A 24371-nucleotide genomic window follows, 5' to 3' on the forward strand; every position below is an offset into this window, starting at 1 on the left:
TCGCTCCGGCGCGCTTCTCGCGCGACCGTCAGTACATCCGTGACTTGCCGCGCGCCCCGAACCTTCGCCCGGTGCGCGCCTTACTTAGTCGCATTTTGCGCCGCTGGCCGTAAAGCCTGCCGCAAAATGCTTAAGCCAAATCAGGCTGCCTTGCTAAGAGAGCCAGCAGCGGACTTGCCGGTGCGGCGGTCCTGCTCGATCTCGAAGTTGATTTTCTGGCCTTCAGCCAGGCTCGTCATGCCAGCGCGCTCGACAGCGGAGATGTGGACGAAAACGTCCGCGCCGCCATTGTCAGGCTGGATGAAGCCGTAGCCCTTGGTGGCGTTGAACCACTTGACCGTACCAGTTGCCATATAGAATGCCCTTCACATTTGCTTTTGTTTGACCGGACCAACGTCCGGCCGGCGGTATCGAAATTTTGGAGATAGACGTCAGCAAACGCGAAGATCGCGGCCCGATCGATCGGCCAAATTCAATGCTGCGGATATAGGATAGTTTGAGCAAGAAAACAAGACGGGTTGCCTGGACGCTGCCCCGCATCCCGGATCGAGCGGAATACAAGCATGGAAGTTTTGACAGCGGTGCCGCGTTGTGGAGGGATGGGATGCTTGCCCTTCCGAGGAGAGAAGCCATGAAAGCCATTCTGCTTGCCGCCTGCTTCCTGCTGCTGGCCGCGGAAGCGCAGGCGGTGACGCGCTACGATCCGACGCGCATGAGCTGCGACCGGGTGCAGGCGACGATCGCCAGACAGGGCGCCGTCATCCTGCGCTACCAGTCGACGCGCGTGCCGGGGCTGCCGCTCTACGATCGCTATGTGCGCGACGAGCGTTTCTGCAACGCGGGCGAAGTGAGGGCGCGCGCCTACGTGCCGAGCGCCGACACCAGGTCCTGCATGGTCTATGTCTGCAAGCGCCCGGATTTCGAGCGGCGCTTCCGCCGCCGGTTCCTGCAAGATTAAAGGGCGTGAAAGGGCTCCGCCTCAGAACCCGAACGAGGCCTGCGCGGCCGGCGGCGGGCCGACGCGAACGCCTTCCATGGCCAGCATCTTTTCCTTGGTGGCCGAGCCGCCCGGGGCGGAGAAGCCGCCGATCTTGCCGCCCGCTGCCAGGATGCGATGGCAGGGAATGACAAGCGGCACCGGATTGGCGCCAAGCGCCGCACCCGTCTCGCGGGCAAGCCCGGCATGGCCGGCGCGTTTGGCCAGTTCGCCATAGGTGGTGGTCTCGCCGAAGCCGAGCCTGCGCGCGGCATCGTAGATAGCGAGGCGAAAGTCATCGACGCCGTCAAGGTCGACCGGCACGCCGGAGAAGTCGACGTCCTCGCCAGCGGCGTAGGCCTTGATCGAGGCGATCAGCTCGACCACCCATTGCGGCTGGTCTGTCGAGGCTGAGACGCCGGGGTGGCGAAGCAGCCGGCGCTCGACCGCTTCGCGGCTGCGCTCCGGCAGGCAAAGCCGGATCAGGCCCTTCTCGCTCCAGGCAATGCCCATGAAGCCGATCACTGTTTCTAACACTGCGTGGCCGGCCGTGATCTGGGATGTGGGTTTCATGGCGTATTCCTTCGGCAAAACAGCGAAAAACGAGTACATATCCAGAACAATATGGCACTTCGGCCCTGTTGTCGCCACCCGAAAACCGCCGGGTGGCCCCGATTGCCGGGTGTGAATCGCTGGTGTAAGGACTCCTTAACAACCGACAAACCGGACCCGCACGGCTTGCCAGCTAAAATCATATTCACCGCGCTCAGCGTGCTCGTAGCCGCTGCTGGTCTCAGCGGCTGTACCTCGACCTCGCAGATGAAGGCCGCGCCCGCGCTTGCGGAAGCCTCGACGCCGGCCGTCGCGGATGATACGCCGACGCTCGCGCTGCCCGAAACGGTGGCCGTGCTGCCGGAGCCTTCTGGCCTCGCGCAGGTGCAGACTGCCGCGCTGGCTGGCGATGCCGTCGCCATGGCGACCACGCCAGGGGCGCCCGCGACGCAAAGCGCATTGGCGATGCAAGGCGCGCCCGCGACGCAAGGCGCGCCTGCGACGCAAAGCGCGCTGTTGCCGCCGCCTGTCCAACCTGGCGCGCCCGCCGCGGCGTTGGCTCAGCCTGCGGCTTTCGCGGGAGCGACGCCGATGGCCGGCCAGTTTCCGCCGCCGCCGGTGCTGACGGCCGGCGGCTCGCCGACCGGCCCTGGATCCATCAAGCAAGCGGCGTCGATCAGCCGCGCGGCGGTCTATACGACCGCGGGCATGGCCATGCCGGTCACCGGCCAATCGGCGAAAGTCGCCCCGATGCCGGGGGTCCAACAGGTTGCTTATGTGGCGCCGGACAACCCGGCGCTGCTGGCGGCACCCGGCCAGCCCGAGCAGCACGCCAGCGGCCCGCGCGGCGAGATCGAGCGGCTGATCGAGAAATATTCGGCGATCTATGAAGTGCCGGTCGAGCTCGTGCGCCATGTCGTGAACCGCGAGAGCACCTTCAACCCGAAAGCCTACAATCATGGCCATTGGGGGCTGATGCAGATCAAGCACGCGACGGCGCGCGGCATGGGCTATGACGGGCCGGCGGCCGGCCTGTTCGACGCCGAGACCAACCTCAAATACGCGGTGAAATATCTGCGCGGCGCCTGGCTGGTTTCGGGCGGCAACGCTAAGCGGGCCGATACGCTCTACCAGACCGGTTACTACTACGACGCCAAGCGCAAGGGCCTGCTCGAGGCGACGGGGCTTGGCTCCGACCGCAAGCGGCACCGCCTGCCACCCGACGCCTGAGCGGACGGTCCCGCGCGGCGTTTCGAGACAGCGCCATGCATGAAAACACAATTCCCCGTCCGCCGGCTGCCAACGACATCCGCCTGCGCAAGCTGCTCGACGACACGCTCACCGCGCCGCACTGGCCGCAGGGTTTCGTCATGCGCGCGTTCGAGCACCGGGACGCGCCAGCCTTGCACGCGCTGCTGGAAGAGGTGTTCGATGACGGCGCCGACGGGCCGTTCGACGAGTGGTGGCCGCGCATTGCCGGCGATGCGGAGTTCAATCCCGCTCTCTGTTTCCTGGCGATCGACGGCAAGGGGCTGCTGGCGGGCGCGGCGCTCTGCTGGACATCCGGTTTCGTCAAGGATCTCGCCGTCCATCCGGAATCGAGACGGCAGGGCCTCGGCGAGGCGCTGATGCGGCAGGTGTTCCTGACCTTTCGCGAGCGCGGGGCGACCCATGTCGATCTCAAGACTAATATTGTGAAGAACACCGCGGCCTTCAGGCTCTACGAGCGGCTCGGCATGATCCCGGTCGACTGGGAAGGCTGACACCCAAAGCGCGGCGGGCCGGATCGGAGGCTCCCGGCGCGGCGTTGCAATCGCCTGCGCCCGGACATTGTGAACTCCTTCACATAGGCTGACGTTAGGGCATGCTAATTCGTCGTCGTGCCGGGCGGCCGATCGGCGGATCGACGCGGGCAAGGCGTCGGAGGAGGCTGTGCCGGCATGCGTCAGCCACTCCCAGGCGGGCTCCGGGGCGGGGGTTTCGGAGCCCGTCCGCTTTGCGTGAAGCGAGGCGGACGGAACGGGCCGCCGACGCGGCGAGCCACCGAGATCGGCTTCACCGACCTGCTGGCCCGGTCGACCACGCACAACGCGGGAACCCTAAGCGGCGTCGCGCATTCAACGCAGGGGCCTTGATGAGCCGCGACCTATGCGTCGCCGGTCGCGCAGGGAGGTCCGCAATCCCGTGAAGTTCGTTTCAGCATTCCTGGCCGCCGGCATCCTGCTCGGCGCTGTTCAAGCGCGAGCCGTGGAACTGTCGATCGTGTCGGGCGATACCGGCAACGGCATCAAGGTGCTGCGCGAGATACTCGATCGTTACGAGAAGAAGAGCGGCAACAAGGTCGATATCGTCGTCATTCCGCCTTCGACCACCGACCAGTTCGGCCAGTACCGGCTCTGGCTCGCCGCCGGCAGCAGCGATATCGACATCTATCAGACCGACGTGATCTGGGCGCCGCAGCTTGCCAGCCAGCTGGTCGACCTGACCAAGGCGACAAGGGATGTGGTGGGAGAGCATTTCCCGTCGATCATTCAATCGCAGACGGTCAACGGCAGGCTGGTCGCGCTGCCGATCTTCACCGACGCGCCGGCGCTCTATTACCGCAAGGATCTGCTCGACAAATATGGCGCCAAGGTGCCGGCCACCTGGAAGGAACTGGCCGATACCGCGAAGCTCGTGATGAACAAGGAGCGACAGGCCGGCAACAAGGACATCTGGGGCTTCGTCTTCCAGGGCAACGCCTATGAGGGTCTGACCTGCAATGCGCTCGAATGGGTGATGTCGAATGGCGGCGGTCGGATCATCGAACCGGACGGTGAAATCTCCATCGACAATCCAAAGGCGGCCGCGGCGCTCGACATGGTCAAGGGCTGGATCGGCACGATAGCGCCGCCGGGCGTGCTCGCCTATCAGGAGGAAGAAACGCGCGGCGTCTGGCAGACCGGCAATGCCGTCTTCATGCGCAACTGGCCATACGCCTATGCGCTGGGCAACAGCGAGAATTCGCCGATCAAGGGCAAGTTCGACGTGGCGCCGCTGCCGGCCGGCGAAGGCGGGCGGCCGGTCGCCACGCTGGGCGGCTGGAACCTTGCGGTGTCCAGATATTCGAAACATCCAGACGAGGCGATCGAGCTGGTAAAGTTCATCGCGTCGCGCGAGATGCAGAAATACCGGACGCTGAGAACGTCCAACCTGCCGACCATCCCGGCGCTCTATGACGACCCCGACATCGCCCGGCAGCAGCCGATCGTGCCGCGCTGGAAAGAGATTTTTCTCAACGCGCAGCCAAGGCCGTCGGCAACCGCCAGGATCAAGTACAACGAGGCATCCAGCCAGTTCTGGACTGCCGTGCACGACACGATCTCCGGCCAGGGCGCCGCCGCCGAGAATCTGGCCGATCTCGGCGCGAGGCTGACCAGGCTGAAAGGCAAGGGCTGGTGAGCGCGGCAAGGCGATCGCCGCTGATGCGCCGGCGCGTGCGCACGGCCTGGCTGTTCCTTGCGCCGATGCTTCTCGTGCTCGCCGCCGTCGCTGGCTGGCCGTTCCTGCGCACGGTCTATTACGGTTTCACCGATGCTTCGCTGGCGGACATCGACGCGCGGCAATGGGTGGGCTTCGACAATTACTTTTCGGTGCTGCGCCTGCCGAGCGGCCGCCTGCTCTATGACGGGTTGCTCGTCGATCCGGTCTGGTGGCGCGCGGTGTGGAACACGGTGCGCTTTGCCGTGGTTTCGGTGGCCTGCGAGACGGTGCTGGGCATGATCGTGGCGCTTGCGCTCAACACCGAATTCCCGGGACGCGGCATCGTGCGGGCCGCCATCCTCATTCCCTGGGCGATCCCGACCATCGTCTCGGCCAAGATGTGGCAGTGGATGCTCAACGACCAGTTCGGCATCATCAATGTCGCGCTTCTCAATCTCGGCCTGATCGACGCCAAGATCGCCTGGACCGCCAATGCCGACACCGCGATGATCGCCGTGCTGATCGTCGACATCTGGAAGACGACGCCGTTCATGGCGCTGCTGATCCTGGCGGCCCTGCAGATGCTGCCGCGCGAGATCCTCGAGGTGGCGAAGCTCGACGGCGCGAACCCGTGGCAGATCTTCTGGCGGGTGACCTTGCCGCTGATCCGGCCGGCGGTGATGGTGGCGGTGATCTTCCGCGCGCTCGACGCGCTGCGCATCTTCGACCTGATCTATGTGCTGACGCCCAACAATGCGCAGACCAAGTCGATGTCGATCTTCGCGCGCGAGAACCTGTTCGAGTTCGACAAGTTCGCCTATGGCTCGGCCGCCTCGACGCTGCTTTTCCTGATCATCGGCCTGCTCACCATCGCCTATATCCGCATCGGCCGGCTGAGTTTCGAGGGAGGGCGCTGACATGAAGATGCTGAAGCGCGCCGGCTTCTACCTGCTGCTCCTGGCGATCGTTTTCGTCGCGGTGTTTCCGTTCTACTACGCCATCGTCACCAGCCTGAAATCGGGAACAGAACTGTTCCAGGCGGGCCTCTGGCCGCAATCGTTCAGCCTTGCCAATTACCGCAACGTGCTGACCGAAGGTCCCTTCCTGCGCAATCTCGTCAATTCGCTGATCGTCTCCGGCGCGGTCGTCGCGGTCTCGCTGCTGCTCGGCGTCACCGCGGCCTATGCGCTGGCGCGCATTCGTTTCCGCGGGCGCTCGGCGCTGATGCTGGCCATCCTGTCGGTGTCGATGTTTCCGCAGGTCGCGGCACTTGCCGGGCTGTTCGAGATCATCCGGGCGCTGCATCTTTACAATTCGCTCTTGGCGCTGATCCTATCCTACATGATCTTCACGCTGCCGTTCACCGTCTGGGTGCTCACCACTTTCGTGCGCGACCTGCCGGTCGAGATCGAGGAGGCGGCGATCATCGACGGCGCCGGGCCGTGGACCATTCTCACGCGCATCTTCCTGCCGTTGATGTGGCCGGCGCTCGCCACTACCGGGCTGCTTGCCTTCATCAGCGCCTGGAACGAGTTCCTGTTCGCGCTCACCTTCACCTCCACCAACACGCAGCGCACCGTGCCGGTGGCGATCGCGCTGCTCTCCGGCAATTCGCAGTTCGAGATTCCGTGGGGCAACATCATGGCCGCCTCGGTGATCGTCACCGTGCCGCTGGTGGTGCTGGTGCTCGTCTTCCAGCGCAGGATTGTCTCGGGTCTCACGGCTGGCGGCGTCAAAGGCTAGATGCGACGCGAGAAAGTGACCGGAAAGCGTGTGCCGAAATGTCGGATCAGGTCGCGGCGAGCCGTCCTTGGATCGTATAGCAACCCGCGCCGGGACGCCGGCGCCAGGAGACGATCATGATCACCTTTCCCAATGAATCCGCCAAATATCGCACCGCGCGCGAAAAATTGCTGCGCAAGGAAATCGAGCTGCGCCGCGCCATGGAAGCGGTGGCGGAGGCAAGGCGCGCTTTGCCGCCGGGCGGTTTGGTGCCGCAGGACTATGTGTTCGACGCCCTGGACGGCGAAGGCAGGCCGGCGAAAGTCAAGCTGTCGGACCTGTTCGCGCCGAGCAAGGATACGCTGATCCTCTATCAGATGATGTTCCCGCGCCATCCGCAGGAGACGCGCGAGGTGGCGAAAGGCGGCGAGACGGCGAAGCTTGCCCGGCAGGACCAGCCATGCCCGTCTTGCACGGCGCTGCTCGACCAGTTCGACGGCGCGATCGGCCATCTCGAAGCGGCGGGCTTCAACTTTGCCGTGGTGGCGAAGACCGCGCTCGACAATCTGGTAGCGCTCGGCCGCGACCGCGGCTGGAAAAACATGCGGCTCGTCTCGTCGGCCGGCAACGCTTTCAAGCGCGACTACAACTCCGAAACGGCCGAGGGGGCGCAGATACCGCTGCTTTCGGTGTTCCACCGCGATGGTGACGGCATCCGGCATTTCTGGTCGTCGGAGCTAGACTTCGCGCCATCAGACCCGGGACAGGACCCGCGCGGCATCGGCACCTGCGAGATCCTGTGGAACCTGATGGATTTCACGCCCGAAGGCCGGCCGAACTGGCATGAGCAGCTGCAATATGCCGGGTACGCCCCCGGCGCGCACTGCCATTGATGGCGACGCGGGCCCCCGGCCCGTGCGCTTCCTTTCGAGGCAACCTCTTAGGCAACCCTGGGGCCGGTGCCGCGTTGGGGAAGGCGGAGGGGCTGTTTCGGATCGGAGATCGAGATGAAAACGCTGCTGCCCCTGGTCGCCGTCGCGCTTCTTGCCGGCGTGCCCGCCGCGTTCGCCCAGTCGGACAACTCAGACGCCGTGGGACCGATGGTGGCCGAGAACAAGGTCGACACCCAAACCTTCGTCACGACGGTGCCCAATGCCAACGAATTCGAGATCCAGTCGAGCAAGCTGGCGCAAGAGAAGTCGGGCTCGGCCGACGTCAAGGCTTTCGCCGCGCAGATGATCAAGGATCACAGCAAGGCGGCCGAGGATTTCAAGACGGCGCTGAGCCAGGGCCAGACCACCGCGTCGATCAAGCCCGCCGGCCCCGCCCTGCAGCCTAAGGAGCAGCAGCTGCTCGACGACTTGAAGGCTGCGAGCGGCAAGGAATTCGATGCCAAATACATCAAGATGCAGGCCGACGCGCATAAGGATGCGGTGGCGCTGTTTTCCACCTATGCCAATTCCGGCGACGACCCGGCGATGAAGGAATTCGCCAAGAAGACGCTGCCGGCGCTCAAGATGCACGAGAAGCATGTGAAGGAACTGGCGGTGGCGCATCAGTGAGGGGGCGCACTTGCCTTCTCCCCCTGTGGGAGAAGGTGGCCGCGAAGCGGCCGGATGAGGGGTGCTCCAGGGAATGCCGACGTCTCACTCCGCTGGAACACCCCTCATCCGTCTCGGCGCTGCGCGCCGATCCACCTTCCCCCACAAGGGGGGAAGGGAAACCGCTGGCGTTCCCCCGCTGCCCCGATAAGCTCCCGCCAAAACAAAGGGAGGACCGCCATGGATAAGGAAGTCATCGAAGTGCCCGTGATGTCGGCGAAAGTGCGCTCGCTTGGCCTGCCGTGCTCGACGGCGGTGCGGGCCAACGGCTTCGTGTTCATCTCGGCGACGCCGCCGGTCGACATGGTGACGGGCGAGATGGTGCGCGGCGACATCGAAACGCAGACCGAGGCGTCGCTGAAGGCGCTGAAACATTGCCTGGAAGCGGCCGGCAGCTCGCTGGACAAGGTGGTGATGGTGCGCATCTACGCCGTCAATTCCGGCTTCTACAACGCCATCAACCGCGTCTACGCAAAGTATTTTTCGACCAACCCGCCGGCGCGGAGTTTCGTGCCGGTGGCTTCGTGGCCGATGGAGTTTGATATTGAGATTGAGTGTGTGGCGGTGGCGTGAGCGTTTCCCCCCTGTGGGAGAAATGCTAGGCGACGGATGATAGGTCCTTCAGAGACGCCATATCATTTATTTCCCACTGTGCCATGTCCTGCCAACGTGTCTCACCGCCAAATGGTGCTTCCTTCGATCGCTCCCGCGTTCACCGACCGAAGCTGAGGATAGAGGCTTCGCAGGGTCAAATTCCGTCGTCATTTATGCTTGGGCGGCTTATTGCCGTTCTATGTGCTGAAGCCATTCTGATCGTCGAGATCGACGGCAGCCATTATGCGACCTCGAATTGATCGCCGCTGGATGCCGATCACAAGCGGCGTGGTGCTCGCGTGTTGTGCTTCTGGCTTATGCTCCGAGACCGTCTCCGAACGATCAAATGTTATGGACTCCAGATTGCGCCGCCCTGCTGTTCAATTAAATAGCAAGTTTCAAAAAAAATCATCAATTTTGACACTGTGTATGTTGACTTTGACACGAAGGTCAGTCATTAAGATTGGCGACAGGAGGCTGCAAATGGATGTGAAACCCAGATCGCGCGAGGCCTTGCTAGAGTTTTTGGATTACCTAGCGAGAAAGGGCTTGCTCAATAAGACCACTGCCAACGCCAGAAAGGCTGCGGCAGGAAAAGTCCTTGCGTTGCTTGATGAAACCGAAGCTGCCGATTTAACCAACGTTGATCTCGATCATTTGATGCATAGATTCTCGAATATCGCCGGCAGCGATTATACGCCCGGGAGCCTCAATACTTACAAAAGCCGGATTAAAACGTCGGTCGAAGATTTTTTAAATTATCAGGATAACCCTATGACGTTCAAGGTCGGAGGGGTGGCTGGCGCCCGAAAGACAGGGGAGCGCCAAAGGGCCGGGCAAGGATCCGGGGAGCGGCCGGCTGCTCGATCGGTCGTCCCCGCTGTGATAGCTCCGCCGGCCAGCGTATCGGTGCTTCCAATACCGATCCGGCAGAACTTGACAATTCAAATCCAAGGATTGCCGTTTGATTTGACAAGTGCTGAGGCGAATAAGATTGCAAATGTCGTGCGAGCCATGGCAATATCTGATTGATTCTCCCGTCCAAACGGAGAATCTTGCTCGGCTTTGCCGAGGTACCTGGGGCCGCTGGTAGTAGGGTCCATACCTAAGACCAGCGGCCTCCACCTATCTGAAACTTTTCCAGACCTTCAAATAGATAGCCGATTTGCACGCCCCAAGCAAATTTGACCGGCTACGGGAGCAATGTCTACGGCGCGCCTACCAAGCTGGAACACTCATCATCCGACTCGGCGCCGGAAGAGAACGGCTATCCGCTCAACCAAAATACTCCTGCAGCGGCCGAACCTCCAGGTTCCCCGCCCTTAACGCAGCAATCGCTTCCGCCACCGCCGCCGCACCCGACAGCGTCGTGTAATACGGCACCTTCTGCATCAGCGTTGCCCTGCGCAGCGACTTCGAGTCCGACACCGCCTTCTGGCCGTCCGTGGTGTTGAAGACGATCTGGACCTGGCGGTTGCGGATGGCGTCCTCGATGTGGGGGCGGCCTTCGAGCACCTTGTTGATCTTTTCGGCCGTCACGCCGTTCTCGGCGAGGAAGCGGGCGGTGCCGGAGGTGGCGAGCACTTTAAAACCCTGGCCGGCGAGGCGTTTTACCGCCGGCAGGATGCCTTTCTTGTCTTCGTCGCGCACCGAGACGAAGAGCGTGCCGGAGCGGGGGAGATCGACACCGGCTCCGAGCTGGCTCTTGGCGAAGGCCAGCGCGAAATCGCGATCGAGGCCCATCACCTCGCCGGTCGAGCGCATCTCCGGGCCGAGCAATATGTCGACGCCGGGGAAACGGGCGAAGGGAAAGACGGCTTCCTTGACCGCGATGTGGCCCGGATTGCGCGCGTCGGGCATGGCGCCGTAATGGGCGAAGGCGTTTTCAAGCGTCTCGCCGGCCATGATGCGGGCGGCGATCTTGGCGATCGGACGCCCGATGGTCTTGGCGACGAAGGGCACGGTGCGCGAGGCGCGGGGGTTGACCTCCAGCACATAGACCGTGCCGTCCTTGATCGCATACTGCACATTCATCAGGCCGCCGACATTGAGCGCGCGGGCCAGGGCCGCCGTCTGGCGCTCCAGCTCGTCGACGAGGTCGGAGGGCAGCGAGTGAACGGGGAGCGAGCAGGCGCTATCGCCCGAATGGATACCGGCTTCCTCGATATGCTCCAGAATGCCGGAGACGAAAGTATCCTTGCCGTCGCACAGGCAATCGACATCGACCTCGATGGCGCCGGAGAGATAGGTGTCGAACAGCAGCGGGTTCTTGCCGAGCAGCGTGTTGATCTGGCCGGTCTTGTCGTTGGGGTATTTCTGCTTGATGTCTTCCGGCACCAGGCCGGGCACGGTGTCGAGCAGATAGGTCTGCAGCATGCCCTCGTCATGGATGATCTGCATGGCGCGGCCGCCGAGCACATAGGACGGGCGCACCACCAGCGGGAAGCCGAGCTCGCCGGCGACGAGGCGGGCCTGCTCGACCGAGTAGGCAATGCCGTTCTTCGGCTGGCTGAGGTTGAGCTTGTGCAAGAGCTTCTGGAAACGGTCGCGGTCCTCCGCTAGGTCGATCATGTCGGGCGACGTGCCGAGGATCGGGATGCCGGCCTTCTCCAGCGCGTCGGCCAGCTTCAGCGGCGTCTGGCCGCCGAACTGGACGATGACGCCGACCAGCTCGCCGGAGGCCTGCTCGGCGCGCAGGATCTCCAGCACGTCCTCCGCCGTCAGCGGATCGAAATAGAGCCGGTCGGAGGTGTCGTAGTCGGTCGAGACCGTCTCCGGGTTGCAGTTGATCATGATCGCTTCATAGCCGGCGTCGCGCAATGCGAAGGCGGCGTGGCAGCAGCAATAGTCGAACTCGATGCCCTGGCCGATGCGGTTCGGGCCGCCGCCGAGGATGACGACCTTCTTGCGCGACGACACGCGCGCCTCGTTGGCGGGCTCGCCGACGAAGGGCACTTCATAGGTCGAGTACATATAGGCGGTCGGCGAGGCGAATTCGGCCGCGCAGGTGTCGATGCGCTTGTAGACTGGATGAACGTCGAGCTTTTGCCTTGCCTTCTGAATCGCTTCCGCGTCGGTCTTCGTCAGCGAGGCGAGGCGGGCGTCGGAAAAGCCCATCGCCTTCAGCATGCGCAGATTGACGGCATCCTGCGGCAGGCCGTGCTCGCGGACGCGTTCCTCCATGGCGATGATGCCGGCGATCTGCTCGAGGAACCACGGGTCGATCTTGCACATGGCGTGCACGTCTTCCAGCGAGGTGCCCATGCGGATCGCCTGCGCCACCATGCGCAGCCGGTCCGGCGTCGGCGTGCCGAGCGCGGCGCGGATCGCGTTGCGGTCGTCGGTGTGGCTGGCGGCGGTGCTCCCGTGGCCAAGGCCCGGAATCTCGATCTCATCCAGGCCGGTCAGGCCGGTTTCCAGTCCACGCAAAGCCTTCTGCAGCGATTCCTGAAAAGTGCGGCCGATGGCCATCACTTCGCCCACCGACTTCATGGCAGTGGTCAGCACCGGCTCGGCGCCCGGGAATTTCTCGAAGGCGAAGCGCGGTATCTTCGTCACCACGTAATCGATGGTCGGCTCGAACGAAGCCGGCGTCGCGCCGCCGGTAATGTCGTTCTCCAGCTCGTCCAGCGTGTAGCCGACCGCAAGCTTGGCCGCGACCTTGGCGATCGGGAAGCCGGTGGCCTTGGAGGCAAGGGCCGAGGAGCGCGAGACGCGCGGGTTCATCTCGATGACCACGAGGCGCCCGTCGGCCGGGTTGACGGCGAACTGCACGTTGGAGCCGCCGGTCTCGACTCCGATCTCGCGCAGCACCGCAATCGAGGCGTTGCGCATCATCTGGTATTCCTTGTCGGTCAAGGTCAGCGCCGGCGCGACGGTGATGCTGTCGCCGGTGTGCACGCCCATCGGATCGAGGTTCTCGATCGAGCAGATGATGATGCAATTGTCCGCCTTGTCGCGGACGACCTCCATCTCGTACTCCTTCCAGCCGAGCACGCTCTCCTCGATCAGCACCTCGGTGGTGGGCGAGGCGTCGAGGCCGGACTGGACGATGTCGTAGAATTCGGCGCGGTTGTAGGCGATGCCGCCGCCGGTGCCGCCCATGGTGAAGGAGGGGCGGATGATGGCCGGCAGGCCGACATGGTCGAGCGCCTGGGCGGCGATCGCCATGGCATGGCTGATATAGCGCTGCTTGCGGTCGCCTTCGCCGAGGTTCCAGCGGGTTTCCAGCGCGTCGAGGGCGGCGTCGAGGTTTTCGGGATGTTCCGCCTTCAGCGCGGCGCGCTCGGCCTCATGCGTCTTGCGGTCGGCGTTCTTGACGTCGGTGGCGTTGGCCAGCATCGACTTCGGCGTCTCCAGCCCGATCTTGCTCATCGCCTCGCGGAACAGCGCGCGGTCCTCGGCCTTGTCGATGGCTGCCGCGTCGGCGCCGATCATCTCCACCTGATAGCGCTCGAGCACGCCCATGCGACGCAGCGACAGCGCGGTGTTGAGCGCGGTCTGGCCGCCCATGGTCGGCAGCAGCGCGTCCGGCCGCTCCTTGGCGATGATCTTGGCCACCACTTCGGGCGTGATCGGCTCGATATAGGTGGCGTCGGCCAGCTCCGGATCGGTCATGATGGTGGCCGGATTGGAGTTGACCAGGATGACGCGGAAGCCCTCTTCCTTCAGCGCCTTGCAGGCCTGGGTGCCGGAATAGTCGAACTCGCAAGCCTGGCCGATGACGATGGGGCCGGCCCCGATGATCAGGATCGACTTGATGTCGGTGCGTCTTGGCATGTCTACGGGTTCCGTTCGGCGAGCAGCTTGCACGAAAAACCGGGCGGGAAGGACCCGGCCGGTTGTGCTTGCGATTCTGGTATCAGGCTAGGAGGGCCTTATAGGGAAGAGTTTTGGCGGATGTAACCCCGAAAATGAGGGGAGTAGGGGAGTAGGGGAGTAGGGGAGTAGGGAGTAGGGAGTAGGCAGTAGGCAGTAGGCAGTAGGCAGTAGGCAGTAGGCAGTAGGCAGTAGGGGAGTATTCCCAACCGTGTTCTCCGTGTTGCGAACCTACTCCCCTACTCCCCTACTCCCCTAGTGCCCTACTGCCACCTGATCCGTGATCTCGAAGCGCTCGGAAACGCCGATGCGGATCATGTTGAGGCTGCCTTCGCGGGTGAAGCGGAATTCGTCGGAGGAGTCGGAGCCGGCGGGCTTGCCGTCGTGGAAATTGATGAGGCGCGTGCCGCCGTCCGGCCAGGTCACGGTCGCGACGCTGTCGCCGCCCTCATGCGCGACACTGATTTCGCAGCGGGTCATCGGCTGGCCGACATGGCGGGCGCAGGGGATGCCGGCGTCCGGGGTGTCGGACCCGGCGCTGGCCGAGGCCGCGAAGGCGAGAGCATACGCGTCCTGCATCGCGGTCCTGCCGATCTCGGCCGCAGATGGCGGCTCGGCCGGCTCCCCGCCGCCCAGGCGCGCCGCTATATCAGGCTGCGGCTCCTCGGAAGGTTGAGGCGCAATTGCCGCGGCCGCCGGCGCGGCGGCATCTTCAGGTGCCGGCGCAGGGTTGTTGGGGCTGAGATAGCGGGCGGGCGCCCAACCGACGATATGCGCGTCCTGCGTATCCTCGACCTTGCACCAGGGATAGCCGTTGACGACGTTGCAGCCGAAATTCTTGACTGCCGTGCCGTTTGGCAGCCGCGCCGCCACCTTTCCACTCGGCGAAGCGGTGACGCGGATGTTGAGGAGATCGTCGGGCGCCAGGCCGCCGATGATCGAAACGATCGGTCCCGGCGCATCCTGGGCCATGGCCGGCAGGGCCGCCGCCAGCAATGGAGCGACGAAGAGCAGCGTGGATGGGAGCCTAACCCTGCGCTTCATGCATAGGCTCCGCTCGATCGGGATATGAACTCCGCTCAATCCTCATAAATCCGGTCCGCAGCGCGTGTGCCCATTCTGGCCGTCCCGCCTGTTCGGCCTGCTTTGCGGCGGCTTCATGGTCGTAGTCCACCGCGATCGCCTCGAAGCGGTCGGCGCGGCCGGGCACGTCCAGCTCGACGATGCCGTAGCGGGCATGCGGCGAGCCTTGCTCGGAGACATGCGCCGGCGGCGTGTCATCGTCATAGGCGGGGCAGCCGACGCTGCCGGGGTTGAAGATGACCGGACCGTCGGGGATGCGGATCAGCTCGTTGCGATGGCTGTGGCCGCACAGCACGAGGCGGCAGGCCGGATCGAGCGGCTTCAGCCGGCGCCTGATCGCGGCGAGCGGCGCGCGCACCAACTGGCCGTCGACAATGGCGTCGGCGAGGTATTTTTCGTCATGGTCCGGCCGGGCGTGGAAGGCTATGACGCCGGGCACGATCTCCAATATGAGCGGCAGGGCGAGCAACGCCGCGCGCTGCGGCGCAGTCAACCGCTCCTGGGCGTAGCGGTCGGACGGCCACATGGCTTCATCGGCCACGTCCTGGGCGACTCGGCGGTCGTGATTGCCGCGCACCGTCGGCAGATTGAGCGCCTGCAGCCGTTCCATCGTCTGGCGCGGCCAGAGCGGGCCAGACACGCAGTCGCCGAGATTGACGATGATGTCGGCGCCGCCTCGCTGGTTCAGATCGTCGAGCACAGCGTCCAAGGCGAGCACGTTGCCGTGGATGTCGGCCACTACGGCGATGCGCATGAGAGCTCCATGACAGGCAATTTCGTCAGCGCCGCAATCAGGCCTCGAGTTCCATCTCGGAGGTGCCGACCGCCGGCAGATCCTTGTCGCCGTCAGCCGCGGCGATCACGCTGTCGAGCAGGCCGGGAAAGCGCTTGTCGAGGTCGTCGCGGCGCAGCGTTATAAGCCGGCTGGTGCCTGCCGCCTCGCTGCGGGTGACGCCTGCCTCGCGCAGCTTGGCGAGGTGGTAGCTGAGATTGGTCTTGGAGGCGAGGTCGAGGAACTTGCTGCAGTTCATCGGCACGCCTTCCTTGCGAGCCAGATAGCGGACAATGGCAAGCCGGGTCGGGTCGCCGAGCACGGCGAGCACGATCGGCAGGCTGATCTGGTCGGCGGTTGGATGGGGCAGGCTCATGGCCCAGAATTAAGCACAAACGGCACGAACTTCAACGCGGCTTCCTTTTCTGCCGACAGACATAGCCTCTTCCTTTCGGCCCTTCCTGACACAGGGCTGTCAGCAGGGTTCAGCTATTTTCTCCCGGCTCGGTTGACATCATGCCCTGTTATGTCCAATTGTTCAATAACTTTTGAACTAAGGACAGTTCCCCATGGACAAGCGGATCTTCTGGCTTGCGCTCGGATCGTTCGCGATCTCGACCGAGGGCTTCGTCATCTCCAGCCTTCTTCCCGACATCGCCACTGACGCCGGCATCTCCGTGCCGCTCGCCGGCTCGCTGATCACCGCCTTCGCGCTCGCCTATGCGTTCGGCGCGCCGGTGCTGGCGACGCTGACCGGGGAATGGGACCGGCGGCGCGTCATCTTGTGGACGCTGGTGTTCTTCGTCCTTGGCAATGTTGCTGCCGCGCTCAGTTCCTCCTTCGAGGTGCTTTTGATCGCCCGCATCGTGATGGCGCTGTCGTCCGGCCTGTTCGCGGCGACCGCGCAAGGCACGGCAGTGGCACTGGTCGACGACCACCACCGGGCGCGCGCCATCGCCGTCGTCGTCGGCGGCACCACTGTGGCGGTTGCCGTCGGCGCGCCGCTCGGCGCGCTGGTCGCGGCCATTGCCGGCTGGCGCGGCACGTTCTTCGCCATTGCCGGGCTCGGCGCGCTGGCCGGTGCGATCCTGTGGTACCGGTTGCCGCGCGGCATCGTCGGCACCAAGCTGCCGCTGAGGGCGCGGCTGGCGGCGGCAGTGCGGCCCGGCGTGATGCCGATCCTGCTGACCACGGTGCTGGCGCTGATCGGAGCCTTCACGGTCTTTGCCTTCATCGCGCCCTTGGCCATAGAAGGCGGCGGGCTCTCTCCGATCGCGCTGCCGGGCATGCTGCTCGCCTTCGGCGTCGGCGCCGTCATCGGCAATATCGCCGGCGGGCAGGCCGCCGACCGCTTCGGCGCCACCCGAACCGTCGCCTGGTCGCTGGCGCTCTCCGCCGCGATGCTCGCCACCTTCTCGGTGATCCCGACCTTCTTGCCGCATCATATCGCCGGGCCGGCGCTGATGGGTATGATGGTGCCGTGGGGCATTGTCGGCTGGGCCTTCCCGCCGGCGCAGGCGAGCCGCATCATCAAGCTGGCGCCCGACGCTGCGCCGATCGTGCTGTCGCTCAACGCCTCGGCGCTCTATCTGGGCGTCGCGCTGGGCGCGGTGGTTGGCGCCGCAGTGCTGCGCTTCGGCGCCCCGGCCGATCTCGGCCTGATCGCCGCGGTGTTCCCGATCGTCGGGCTGGGCGTCGTGCTCGCCGGCCGGATGTTGGCCCGCCCCGTGGCGATGCCGGCCGAGTAACGGTTTCAAAGCCTGATCGGCGGACGCTTCTTCAGAGCGAAGGAGCGACCGTCGGCATTTCCAGATCGAGATCAGCCACCGCGTCCAGCGCCGCGCGCAGCTTTGCCGCGTGCTCCGCGCCAACCTTTTTCTCGAACTGCCGCTGCGCGACGCTCCACAGCTTGAGCGCCTCGTCGAGCTTGGTCTGTCCTCGCGGCGTCAGCCGCACGCGCTTGACGCGGCGGTCGTCCTTGTCGGGGAAGGTCTGGACATAGCCGTCGCGGATCAGCGGCTTCAGCGTATGGCCGAGCGCGGACAGATCCATGATCAGCGCTTCGGCGATGGTGCCCATTGCCGGCTCGTCGCTGATGTGGATCTGAAAGAGCAGCCCGAACTGCGTGCTCTTCAGGCCCGAAGGCGCCAGCGCGTCGTCGTAGAAGCGGCCGAGACTGCGCGCGGCACGGCGCAGCGTGGCGTTGTTGCAGTCGCTGAATCCGGGCTTGTGAGCTTCGGTCATGATCACTCCTCGCCGGCGCGTCGACGCGCCAGCCTGCTGCAGAAATAGTTTTCGCCGCCGCCGTTGACAAGATAGTGGCATATACCTACTTCGCAGAAAGCGGCATATGCCACTAATTCGGATCAGAAGCCCGGCAGATGATCGGATGGTCGGCGCTGGGCCAAGCGAAGCGAACAAAGGAACAGGACAATGAGCACGAAGGACAATAAGGGCACGGCTGTCATCACCGGCGCGTCGTCGGGCATAGGCGCGGTCTATGCAGACCGGCTGGCAGGGCAGGGATACGATCTGGTGCTGGTGGCGCGGCGCGCCGACCGGCTGCGGGAGTTGGCGGACAAGCTGGCCTATGCCTATGGCCGCAAGATCGAGACGATCATCGCCGACCTCGCGGTCGATGCCGATTTGCGCCGCGTCGAGCAGGCGGTGGCGGCGGATGACAGCGTGACGCTGTTGGTCAACAATGCCGGTGTGGGTGGCCTGGAGACGATCGCCGACGCCGATGCCGACGCGGCCGAGCGCATGATCAAGGTCAATGTCGTGGCGCTGACCCGGCTGACCCGCGCGGTGCTGCCCGGCCTGCTTGCGCGCAATCGCGGCGGGATCATCAACATCACCTCGGTCGTTGCCTATGGCATCGCCGTCGGCGGTATCTACAGCGGCACCAAGGCCTATGTCGCCAACTTCACGGAAGCGCTGCAGAAGGAAGTTGCCGGCACCAATGTGAAAGTCCAGTCCGTCGTGCCCGGACCGGTCCGCACCGAGTTGTGGGACGTCTCCGGAATCAGCCTTGACGGGATCAATCCGGACTGGATCATGAGCGCCGACGATCTGGTCGACGCGGCGCTTGCCGGGTTCGCTCAGGGCGAGACCGTCACCGCGCCCGGCCTTGCCGATGCGGCTGGGCTGGCCACCTATCTCGGTGCCCGGAACCAGTTCTTCGGGAGCCTGTTCTCCGGCAAGCCGGCGGCGCGCTACGCGGTCTGAGAACTAGGTTCCTCGCCCCCACGGAGTGGGGGAGAGGTGGCCGCGAAGCGGCCGGAGAGGGGGCTTTCATAGGGCGAGTTCGTCGCCGGATCCTTGGTCAGGGCGGCGCCAGTCCCCTCTCCGTCTCGGCTTCGCCGAGCCACCTCTCCCCCACCTTCGTGGGGGCGAGGAACAGCACTACACCGGCCGCCACATCTGCAGGATCGAGGCGGCCAGCAACAGGCCGAGCACGATATTGAGCGCGCGCCACTGGCGCTCCGTCTTGAGCAGACGGGCAAGCAGGGTTCCCGCCACGCACCACAGCGACAGCGAAAAGGCTGCCGTCAGCCCGAACACGGCACCCAGCAGCAGCGCAAGCTGCAACGGACCATCCGCCAGTGCCGCGAAGGATGCGGCGGCGCCGAGCCCCATCGCCCAGCCTTTCGGATTCATCCACTGGATGCCGGCGCCGCCGAAAAAGCTGTTCGGCCTGGCCATGCTGATGTCGAGGTTGGGAGGCCCGCTGCGGCCGATCTTGATCGCCAGCCAGATCAGATAGAGCGAGCCGGCGATCTTCATGGCAAGCTGCAGGGATGGAATGGCGGCCAGAAGTCCAGCCAGGCCTGCCGCGCCTGCGGCCGCCACGGTAGCCAGCCCCGCGGCGCTGCCGGCCATCAGCGGCACCGAACGGCGAAAGCCGAATTGTGCGCCCGACGCGGTCGACAACGTCGTGGCGATGCCGGGCGTCGAGGTCGAGATCAGCGCGAACAGGACCAGCGGGATGATGGTGTCGGACATGCGGGCCTCCCAATCGAGGAGCAGACATGCTTAGGCGCTTGGCAGCATCAGTAAATGCAATGTTTGGTATGGTTTGCATTAGCGATTATAATACCAGGCATGATCCGCGATCTCGACATGACCCTTATCCGCACCTTCGTCACCACCGCCGACAAGGCCAGCATGACGGCGGCCGCTAATGCGCTTCACCTGACGCAAGGCGCCGTCAGCCAGCAGATCAAGCGGCTGGAGGAGGTGCTCGGCCAGAGCCTGTTCGAGCGCGACCGCCGCGGCCTGAGGCTGACGCGGGTGGGCGAGCGGCTGCTCGACAAAGCCCGCCGCCTGCTGCAGCTCAATGACGAGATCCTTGCCGAGATCAGGGGAAGGGCGGTTGCCGGGGAGGTGCGGATCGGCGTACCTTACGACCTTGTCGGCACGCTGCTCGCGCCCGTGCTGAAGGCCTATGCGGAAGCCTATCCGCAGGTGGAGATTTCGCTGATCTGCGCGTCCTCGCCGGAACTCGCGGCGGCCCTGGCGGCGGGCACCATCGACCTTGCCGTCATCGAGGAGCGTGTCGGCCCGACCCTTGGCGAATGCCTGCTCGTCGACCGGCTGGTCTGGGTCGGCGCCAGAGCCGGGACGGCACGCCTGAAGCGGCCGCTGCCGGTTTCGATCGTCGCCGACACCTGCGCCTTCCGACCGGCGGTGCTGGCCGCACTTGGCGAACACGGGCTCGACTGGCGCACAGTGTTCGAGAACGGCAACATCGATGCCACGACAGCGACGGTGCGCTCGGACCTCGCGGTGACCGCATGGCTTGCCTCGACGGTTCCGGCCGATCTCGACATATTGTCAGACGCCGGCCTTCCGGCGCTGCCGAATTTCTCCGTCAACCTGCATCTGCCGAAACATGCCGCCGCCCCGGCCGCAAAGGCTTTTGCCAGCTATATCCGCGAAGGTCTTTCCCGCTATCGGCAGGCGGCGTGACGCGGCGTCGGCCTTTCGCTGCCATGGCGACCGCCAATTGCGCGTCGAAAGCGCGCTTGAAGGCCGGCCGCGCCTCGCCGCGGGCGACATAGGCGGCAATGTTCGGGAATTCGTTCAGCAGTCCCGATCTTTGCAGCCGGCGCAGCACGCCCACCATGACAAGGTCACCGGCGCTGAAGGCGCCATCGAGCCAGTCGCTGTCGCCGAGATGGTGGGAGAGCTGGGCCAGCCGCTTGCGGATGCGGTCGTCGACCAGGGGCAGACGCTCGTCGTGCCACCTCGCGTCGCGCTCCATGATCACGGCCGCCGCGCGGTCGAGGATCGGCGGCTCCACTGTGCTGTACGCGGCGAATATCCAGGCGACCGCGCGCGCCCGGGCGTTCGCATCATCGGGCAACAGGCCCGCGTGACGCACCGCGATGTGGAGGACGATCGCGCCTGACTCGAATAGGGCGAGATCGCCTTCTTCATAGGTCGGGATACTGCCGAAGGGATTGATCGCAAGATGCGCGCGTTGCTTCATCGCATCGAACGAAACGAGGCGAATATCATAGGGCTGGCCGACTTCCTCGAGCGCCCAGCGCACGTGCATGTCGCGCGCGAGCCCTCTGCCGCCATCGGGCGATCGTTCAAAGGCGGTGATCGTGGGCATCATTGGCGGCTCCTGACCGTTCAATCGTCGTTCGAAAGAGAGGCAATGCGCGGCGGGTCTGCCCGCCGCGCGACAGCTTTGTGCTACTTCCAATTTTTGCGCCGTTCGAGCTCGGCTTCCGAAGGCTCCTGCTGGGCAAACGAGCCCGTACGGATTTTGCCTCCGCGCTCATAGGTCGCCATGATGACGCCGGTGGTGGAAGCCTGCGATTTGACGAGCTTGAAGGCCGCCGGCATCGCGTCGTCGCCGAACAGCCGCTTGCCCTTGCCCAGCAGCAGCGGGAAGGTCATCAGCCGGATCTCGTCGATCAGCCCGTTGGCGAGCAGGGTCTGGATCAGATTGCCCGATCCCTGGATGAGCAGGTCGGGTCCATCTTCCTGCTTGAGCTCCTTGAGCCTTGCAACGACATCCGGTCCGAGCGACTGCGTGTTCTGCCAGGTCAGCGTATCCGGCCGGTGCGTCGCCACATATTTGACCGCGGGGTTGAAGACAGCCGCGATCGGATCGTTCTGATACGGCCAGTATGCGGCGAAGATATCGTAGGTTCTGCGGCCGAGCAGCAGGTCGAACGGCTTGGAGAACATTTCCTCCATGGCCGCGCCTGCGACCTCGTCAAAATAATGGAAGGTCCAGCCGCCGAATTTGAAGCCGCCGACCGGATCCTCTTCCGGCCCGCCCGGCGCCTGCATGACGCCGTCGAGGCTAACGAATGTGGCGGCGATGATCTTGCGCATCTGTCTTCTCCCTTTCACGATCCGCGCCGTCGCGGCCGGATTTCTGCCTAAAGCATTCGACGCAATTCCTGACGGAAAACCGCTTCGCACTTTTCCTGGAATTGCTCCAAGGACGAACGGCAAGGCTGCTCTCCGACACGGCCCCGCGAATTTCTAGCGCGTGTCGTCGACGCGAATGGCGCGTGACGAGAACCAGACCTCGCCGAAGACGGCGGTGGCAGTGCGGTCGGGCGCCTTGTCTTTCCTCAGCCAGATCGAGCGGGTACGCGCGGCGCGCTCACGTGTCGGTATTTTTGCGCCCGGCTCGGCAGTGGAGGCGCCGACGCAAGGGATGAACCAGGAGCCCATGAAAGGCCGGCAGGCAAAGCCGTTTTCCAGGCGCATTACGAGCACCGCAAGGCCGACGGTTTCGGAGGGACGCCACGGAAAGATCATGCGGCCGCCGGGCTTCAGCGCTTTCAGCCACGCGGCGGGCGGCGCGACGACGCCGGCATTGACATAGACGATGTCGGAGGGCGGCAAAGGGTTGGCGACGGCGTCGCCGTGGATCACCTCGATGTTGCGGTACCGGGCGAGGTTCGCCTTGGCGCGCGCGACAAGATCGGCCTCGATCTCGAAGGCGGTGACGCCGCCGCCCGGCTCGACCAACCTCGCCAGCAGCGCCGTGTAATAGCCTGTGCCGGCGCCGATATGGGTAACGTGCTCGCCCGGCTTCGGCTCGACCTTGCCGAGCCACATCGCGTGCAGCATCGGCTCGCCATTGTTGATGCCCTTGTCGGCATCGAGCACGACGAGGACATTCTGGTAAATGTAACCAGGATCGGCGCTCGGCGTCTGGAACCGGCCTTCGCCGGCAAAGACGGTCCATGGCCCCGGACCCAGGAAGGCCTCGCGCGGCACCGCGGCGAACACCTCCTCGATGCGTGGATCGGCCGACCGGGCGTGCGCAGCCATCAGCCTGGCGTAGAATCTGCGGGCTTCGTCCGGTTTGGCCATGGCGCGAAGATAGCGCGGCCGGCGCGAATGTCGCGGTCAGCCGGCGAAGGTGTCGTAGAGGAGCTTGAAGTTGAGAACGAGGATGACGGCGGCAACCACCCAGGCCAACACTGCAACGCCGCGCGGTATGGCGAAATTGCCCATCTTCTTCTTGTCCGACACGAACTGCACCAGCGGCACCACCGTGAAAGGCAGCTGCATCGACAGGATCACCTGGCTGAAGACGAGCAACTGGCCGGTTCCCTTCTCGCCATAGAGTGCTGTGACGACCACCACGGGGACGATGGCAATGCCGCGCGTTACCAGGCGCCGCGCCCATTGCGGGATGCGCAGGCGCAGGAAGCCTTCCATCACGATCTGGCCGGCGAGCGTCGCGGTGACAGTCGAGTTGAGGCCGGAGGCAAGCAGCGCGACGGCGAACAGGATCGAGGCGATGCCCAGGCCGAGCAGCGGCGAGAGCAGCTCGAAGGCCTGGCCGATCTCGGCGACGTGGTGATGGCCGGTATCGTGGAAGGCGACCGCCGCGACGATCAGGATCGACGCATTGACGAACAGCGCCAGGATCAGCGCGATGGTCGAATCCGTCGTCGCCCATTTGATAGCGTCGCGCTTGCCGGCATCGGTCCGCTCATAGGCGCGGGTCTGCACGATCGAGGAATGCAGATAGAGATTATGCGGCATGACTGTCGCGCCGATGATGCCGATGGCGATATAGAGCATCGCCGGATTGGTGACGATCTCCGGCGATGGCACGAACATCGAATGCAGGATCGTGCCGGCCGGCGGCGCGGCGACGAAGATCTGGATGGCAAAGCAGCCGAAGATGATGATCAGCAGCGCGACGACGAAGGCCTCGAGATAGCGGAAGCCCTTGTTCATCAGCAGCAGCACAAGGAAAGCATCGAGCGCGGTCAGCATGGCGCCGCCGATCAGCGGGATGCCGAACAGAAGCTGCAGCGCGATCGCCGTGCCGATCACCTCGGCGAGGTCGCAGGCGATGATGGCCAGCTCGCAGGCGATCCAGAGCAGCAGATTGACCGGGCGCGGATAATAGGCGCGGCAGGCCTGGGCGAGGTCGCGGCCGGTGGCGATGCCGAGACGCGCGGCAAGCGCCTGCAGCAGGATCGCCATCAGGTTCGACAGCATGATGATGAAAAGCAGCGTGTAGCCGAACTGGGCGCCACCGGCGAGGTCGGTCGCCCAGTTGCCTGGGTCCATATAGCCGACCGAGACCATGTAGCCCGGCCCCATGAAGGCGAACAGGCGGCGGAACCAGACGCCGGTCCGCGGCACCGCGATCGAGGCGTTCACCTCGCGCAGGCTCGGCTGCTCTTCGTCGGGCCTGTCGAATCGCCATGCGGGTCGGGCTACGGTTGCTGCATCGGCATCGGACATGGGATTTCCGCTGGAATTGTCGAACGTGCCTCTTATCTACGCC

Annotated in this window: 24 protein-coding genes and 1 pseudogene; 13 read left to right on the top strand and 12 right to left on the bottom strand. The window is 64.7% G+C overall.

Annotation, left to right across the window (positions count from 1 at the left end; translation table 11 throughout):
* Positions 1-140 precede the first annotated feature (140 nt).
* Positions 141-353 (bottom strand): cold-shock protein, encoded by a 213-nt coding sequence (locus LB529_RS12995; RefSeq protein ID WP_027168154.1) that lies wholly within the window; start codon positions 351-353, stop codon positions 141-143.
* 278 nt (positions 354-631) lie between these two features.
* Between LB529_RS12995 and LB529_RS13000 the strand changes: the two genes are divergently transcribed.
* The gene (locus tag LB529_RS13000; RefSeq protein WP_140838556.1) at positions 632-958 is read left to right on the top strand and encodes a hypothetical protein; all 327 of its coding nucleotides are present in this window, start codon (positions 632-634) and stop codon (positions 956-958) included.
* A gap of 21 nt (positions 959-979) precedes the next feature.
* Here LB529_RS13000 and LB529_RS13005 read toward each other — a convergent pair whose 3' ends face one another.
* Complete coding sequence (locus LB529_RS13005) at positions 980-1549, bottom strand: methylated-DNA--[protein]-cysteine S-methyltransferase (RefSeq protein WP_224711289.1); 570 nt, start codon at positions 1547-1549, stop codon at positions 980-982.
* A 165-nt stretch (positions 1550-1714) separates the two neighbouring features.
* Between LB529_RS13005 and LB529_RS13010 the strand changes: the two genes are divergently transcribed.
* From LB529_RS13010 to LB529_RS13050, 9 genes are all read left to right on the top strand, one after another.
* Complete coding sequence (locus LB529_RS13010) at positions 1715-2758, top strand: transglycosylase SLT domain-containing protein (protein WP_224711290.1); 1044 nt, start codon at positions 1715-1717, stop codon at positions 2756-2758.
* 35 nt (positions 2759-2793) lie between these two features.
* The gene (locus LB529_RS13015) at positions 2794-3291 is read left to right on the top strand and encodes a GNAT family N-acetyltransferase (RefSeq protein ID WP_224543124.1); all 498 of its coding nucleotides are present in this window, start codon (positions 2794-2796) and stop codon (positions 3289-3291) included.
* Between the two features lie 421 nt (positions 3292-3712).
* Complete coding sequence (locus LB529_RS13020) at positions 3713-4969, top strand: ABC transporter substrate-binding protein (RefSeq protein ID WP_224543123.1); 1257 nt, start codon at positions 3713-3715, stop codon at positions 4967-4969.
* 23 nt (positions 4970-4992) lie between these two features.
* On the top strand, positions 4993-5907 hold the full coding sequence (locus LB529_RS13025; protein ID WP_224711345.1) for a carbohydrate ABC transporter permease: 915 nt from the start codon (positions 4993-4995) through the stop codon (positions 5905-5907).
* 1 nt (position 5908) lies between these two features.
* On the top strand, positions 5909-6733 hold the full coding sequence (locus tag LB529_RS13030) for a carbohydrate ABC transporter permease (RefSeq protein WP_095766599.1): 825 nt from the start codon (positions 5909-5911) through the stop codon (positions 6731-6733).
* Positions 6734-6849: 116 nt separating this feature from the next.
* Complete coding sequence (locus LB529_RS13035; protein WP_224711291.1) at positions 6850-7605, top strand: DUF899 family protein; 756 nt, start codon at positions 6850-6852, stop codon at positions 7603-7605.
* 114 nt (positions 7606-7719) lie between these two features.
* Entirely contained in the window at positions 7720-8274 is a 555-nt protein-coding gene (locus LB529_RS13040) for a DUF4142 domain-containing protein (RefSeq protein WP_224711292.1), read from the top strand.
* A gap of 219 nt (positions 8275-8493) precedes the next feature.
* Positions 8494-8886: a RidA family protein gene (locus tag LB529_RS13045; protein ID WP_224711293.1), complete on the top strand. Its 393-nt coding sequence runs from the start codon at positions 8494-8496 to the stop codon at positions 8884-8886.
* Positions 8887-9390: 504 nt separating this feature from the next.
* On the top strand, positions 9391-9939 hold the full coding sequence (locus LB529_RS13050; protein ID WP_224711294.1) for a hypothetical protein: 549 nt from the start codon (positions 9391-9393) through the stop codon (positions 9937-9939).
* Between the two features lie 243 nt (positions 9940-10182).
* Here LB529_RS13050 and carB read toward each other — a convergent pair whose 3' ends face one another.
* From carB to LB529_RS13070, 4 genes are all read right to left on the bottom strand, one after another.
* Positions 10183-13686, bottom strand: coding sequence for a carbamoyl-phosphate synthase large subunit (gene carB / locus LB529_RS13055; RefSeq protein WP_224636541.1), 3504 nt, complete (start codon positions 13684-13686; stop codon positions 10183-10185).
* Positions 13687-13980: 294 nt separating this feature from the next.
* Positions 13981-14769 carry an SH3 domain-containing protein gene (locus LB529_RS13060; RefSeq protein ID WP_224711295.1) on the bottom strand — a complete coding sequence of 263 codons (789 nt, stop codon included), beginning with the start codon at positions 14767-14769 and terminating at the stop codon, positions 13981-13983.
* Positions 14753-15562 (bottom strand): metallophosphoesterase family protein, encoded by an 810-nt coding sequence (locus LB529_RS13065; RefSeq protein WP_224711296.1) that lies wholly within the window; start codon positions 15560-15562, stop codon positions 14753-14755. The genes LB529_RS13060 and LB529_RS13065 overlap by 17 nt, the downstream gene beginning before the upstream one ends.
* A 37-nt stretch (positions 15563-15599) precedes the next feature.
* Complete coding sequence (locus LB529_RS13070) at positions 15600-15956, bottom strand: ArsR/SmtB family transcription factor (protein ID WP_140838528.1); 357 nt, start codon at positions 15954-15956, stop codon at positions 15600-15602.
* Between the two features lie 193 nt (positions 15957-16149).
* Between LB529_RS13070 and LB529_RS13075 the strand changes: the two genes are divergently transcribed.
* Positions 16150-17328 (top strand): MFS transporter, encoded by a 1179-nt coding sequence (locus LB529_RS13075; RefSeq protein ID WP_224707071.1) that lies wholly within the window; start codon positions 16150-16152, stop codon positions 17326-17328.
* A gap of 31 nt (positions 17329-17359) precedes the next feature.
* Here LB529_RS13075 and LB529_RS13080 read toward each other — a convergent pair whose 3' ends face one another.
* Complete coding sequence (locus tag LB529_RS13080) at positions 17360-17824, bottom strand: MarR family winged helix-turn-helix transcriptional regulator (protein ID WP_224711297.1); 465 nt, start codon at positions 17822-17824, stop codon at positions 17360-17362.
* Positions 17825-18013: 189 nt separating this feature from the next.
* On the opposite strand from LB529_RS13080, the gene LB529_RS13085 reads away from it, so the two are divergent.
* Positions 18014-18808 carry an SDR family NAD(P)-dependent oxidoreductase gene (locus tag LB529_RS13085; protein ID WP_224711298.1) on the top strand — a complete coding sequence of 265 codons (795 nt, stop codon included), beginning with the start codon at positions 18014-18016 and terminating at the stop codon, positions 18806-18808.
* A 177-nt stretch (positions 18809-18985) separates the two neighbouring features.
* Here LB529_RS13085 and LB529_RS13090 read toward each other — a convergent pair whose 3' ends face one another.
* Positions 18986-19585, bottom strand: a complete 600-nt coding sequence (locus LB529_RS13090) for a LysE family translocator (protein ID WP_224530528.1) — start codon at positions 19583-19585, stop codon at positions 18986-18988.
* A 99-nt stretch (positions 19586-19684) separates the two neighbouring features.
* Between LB529_RS13090 and LB529_RS13095 the strand changes: the two genes are divergently transcribed.
* Positions 19685-20551: a LysR family transcriptional regulator gene (locus LB529_RS13095; protein WP_224711299.1), complete on the top strand. Its 867-nt coding sequence runs from the start codon at positions 19685-19687 to the stop codon at positions 20549-20551.
* A gap of 16 nt (positions 20552-20567) precedes the next feature.
* Here LB529_RS13095 and LB529_RS13100 read toward each other — a convergent pair.
* The 4 genes and pseudogenes from LB529_RS13100 to LB529_RS13115 form a co-directional block, all read right to left on the bottom strand.
* Positions 20568-21206: pseudogene (locus tag LB529_RS13100) on the bottom strand (glutathione S-transferase family protein); the annotation flags it as partial.
* 80 nt (positions 21207-21286) lie between these two features.
* Positions 21287-21937, bottom strand: a complete 651-nt coding sequence (locus LB529_RS13105; RefSeq protein WP_224711300.1) for a dihydrofolate reductase family protein — start codon at positions 21935-21937, stop codon at positions 21287-21289.
* A 153-nt stretch (positions 21938-22090) separates the two neighbouring features.
* A complete protein-coding gene (locus LB529_RS13110) occupies positions 22091-22891 on the bottom strand; it encodes a protein-L-isoaspartate O-methyltransferase family protein (protein WP_411962493.1) in 801 nt (266 codons plus the stop codon).
* Between the two features lie 78 nt (positions 22892-22969).
* Complete coding sequence (locus tag LB529_RS13115) at positions 22970-24328, bottom strand: Nramp family divalent metal transporter (RefSeq protein WP_224711302.1); 1359 nt, start codon at positions 24326-24328, stop codon at positions 22970-22972.
* Positions 24329-24371 lie beyond the last annotated feature (43 nt).

Source organism: Mesorhizobium sp. CA5 (genome assembly GCF_020165105.1).
Taxonomy (GTDB): Bacteria; Pseudomonadota; Alphaproteobacteria; order Rhizobiales; family Rhizobiaceae; genus Mesorhizobium.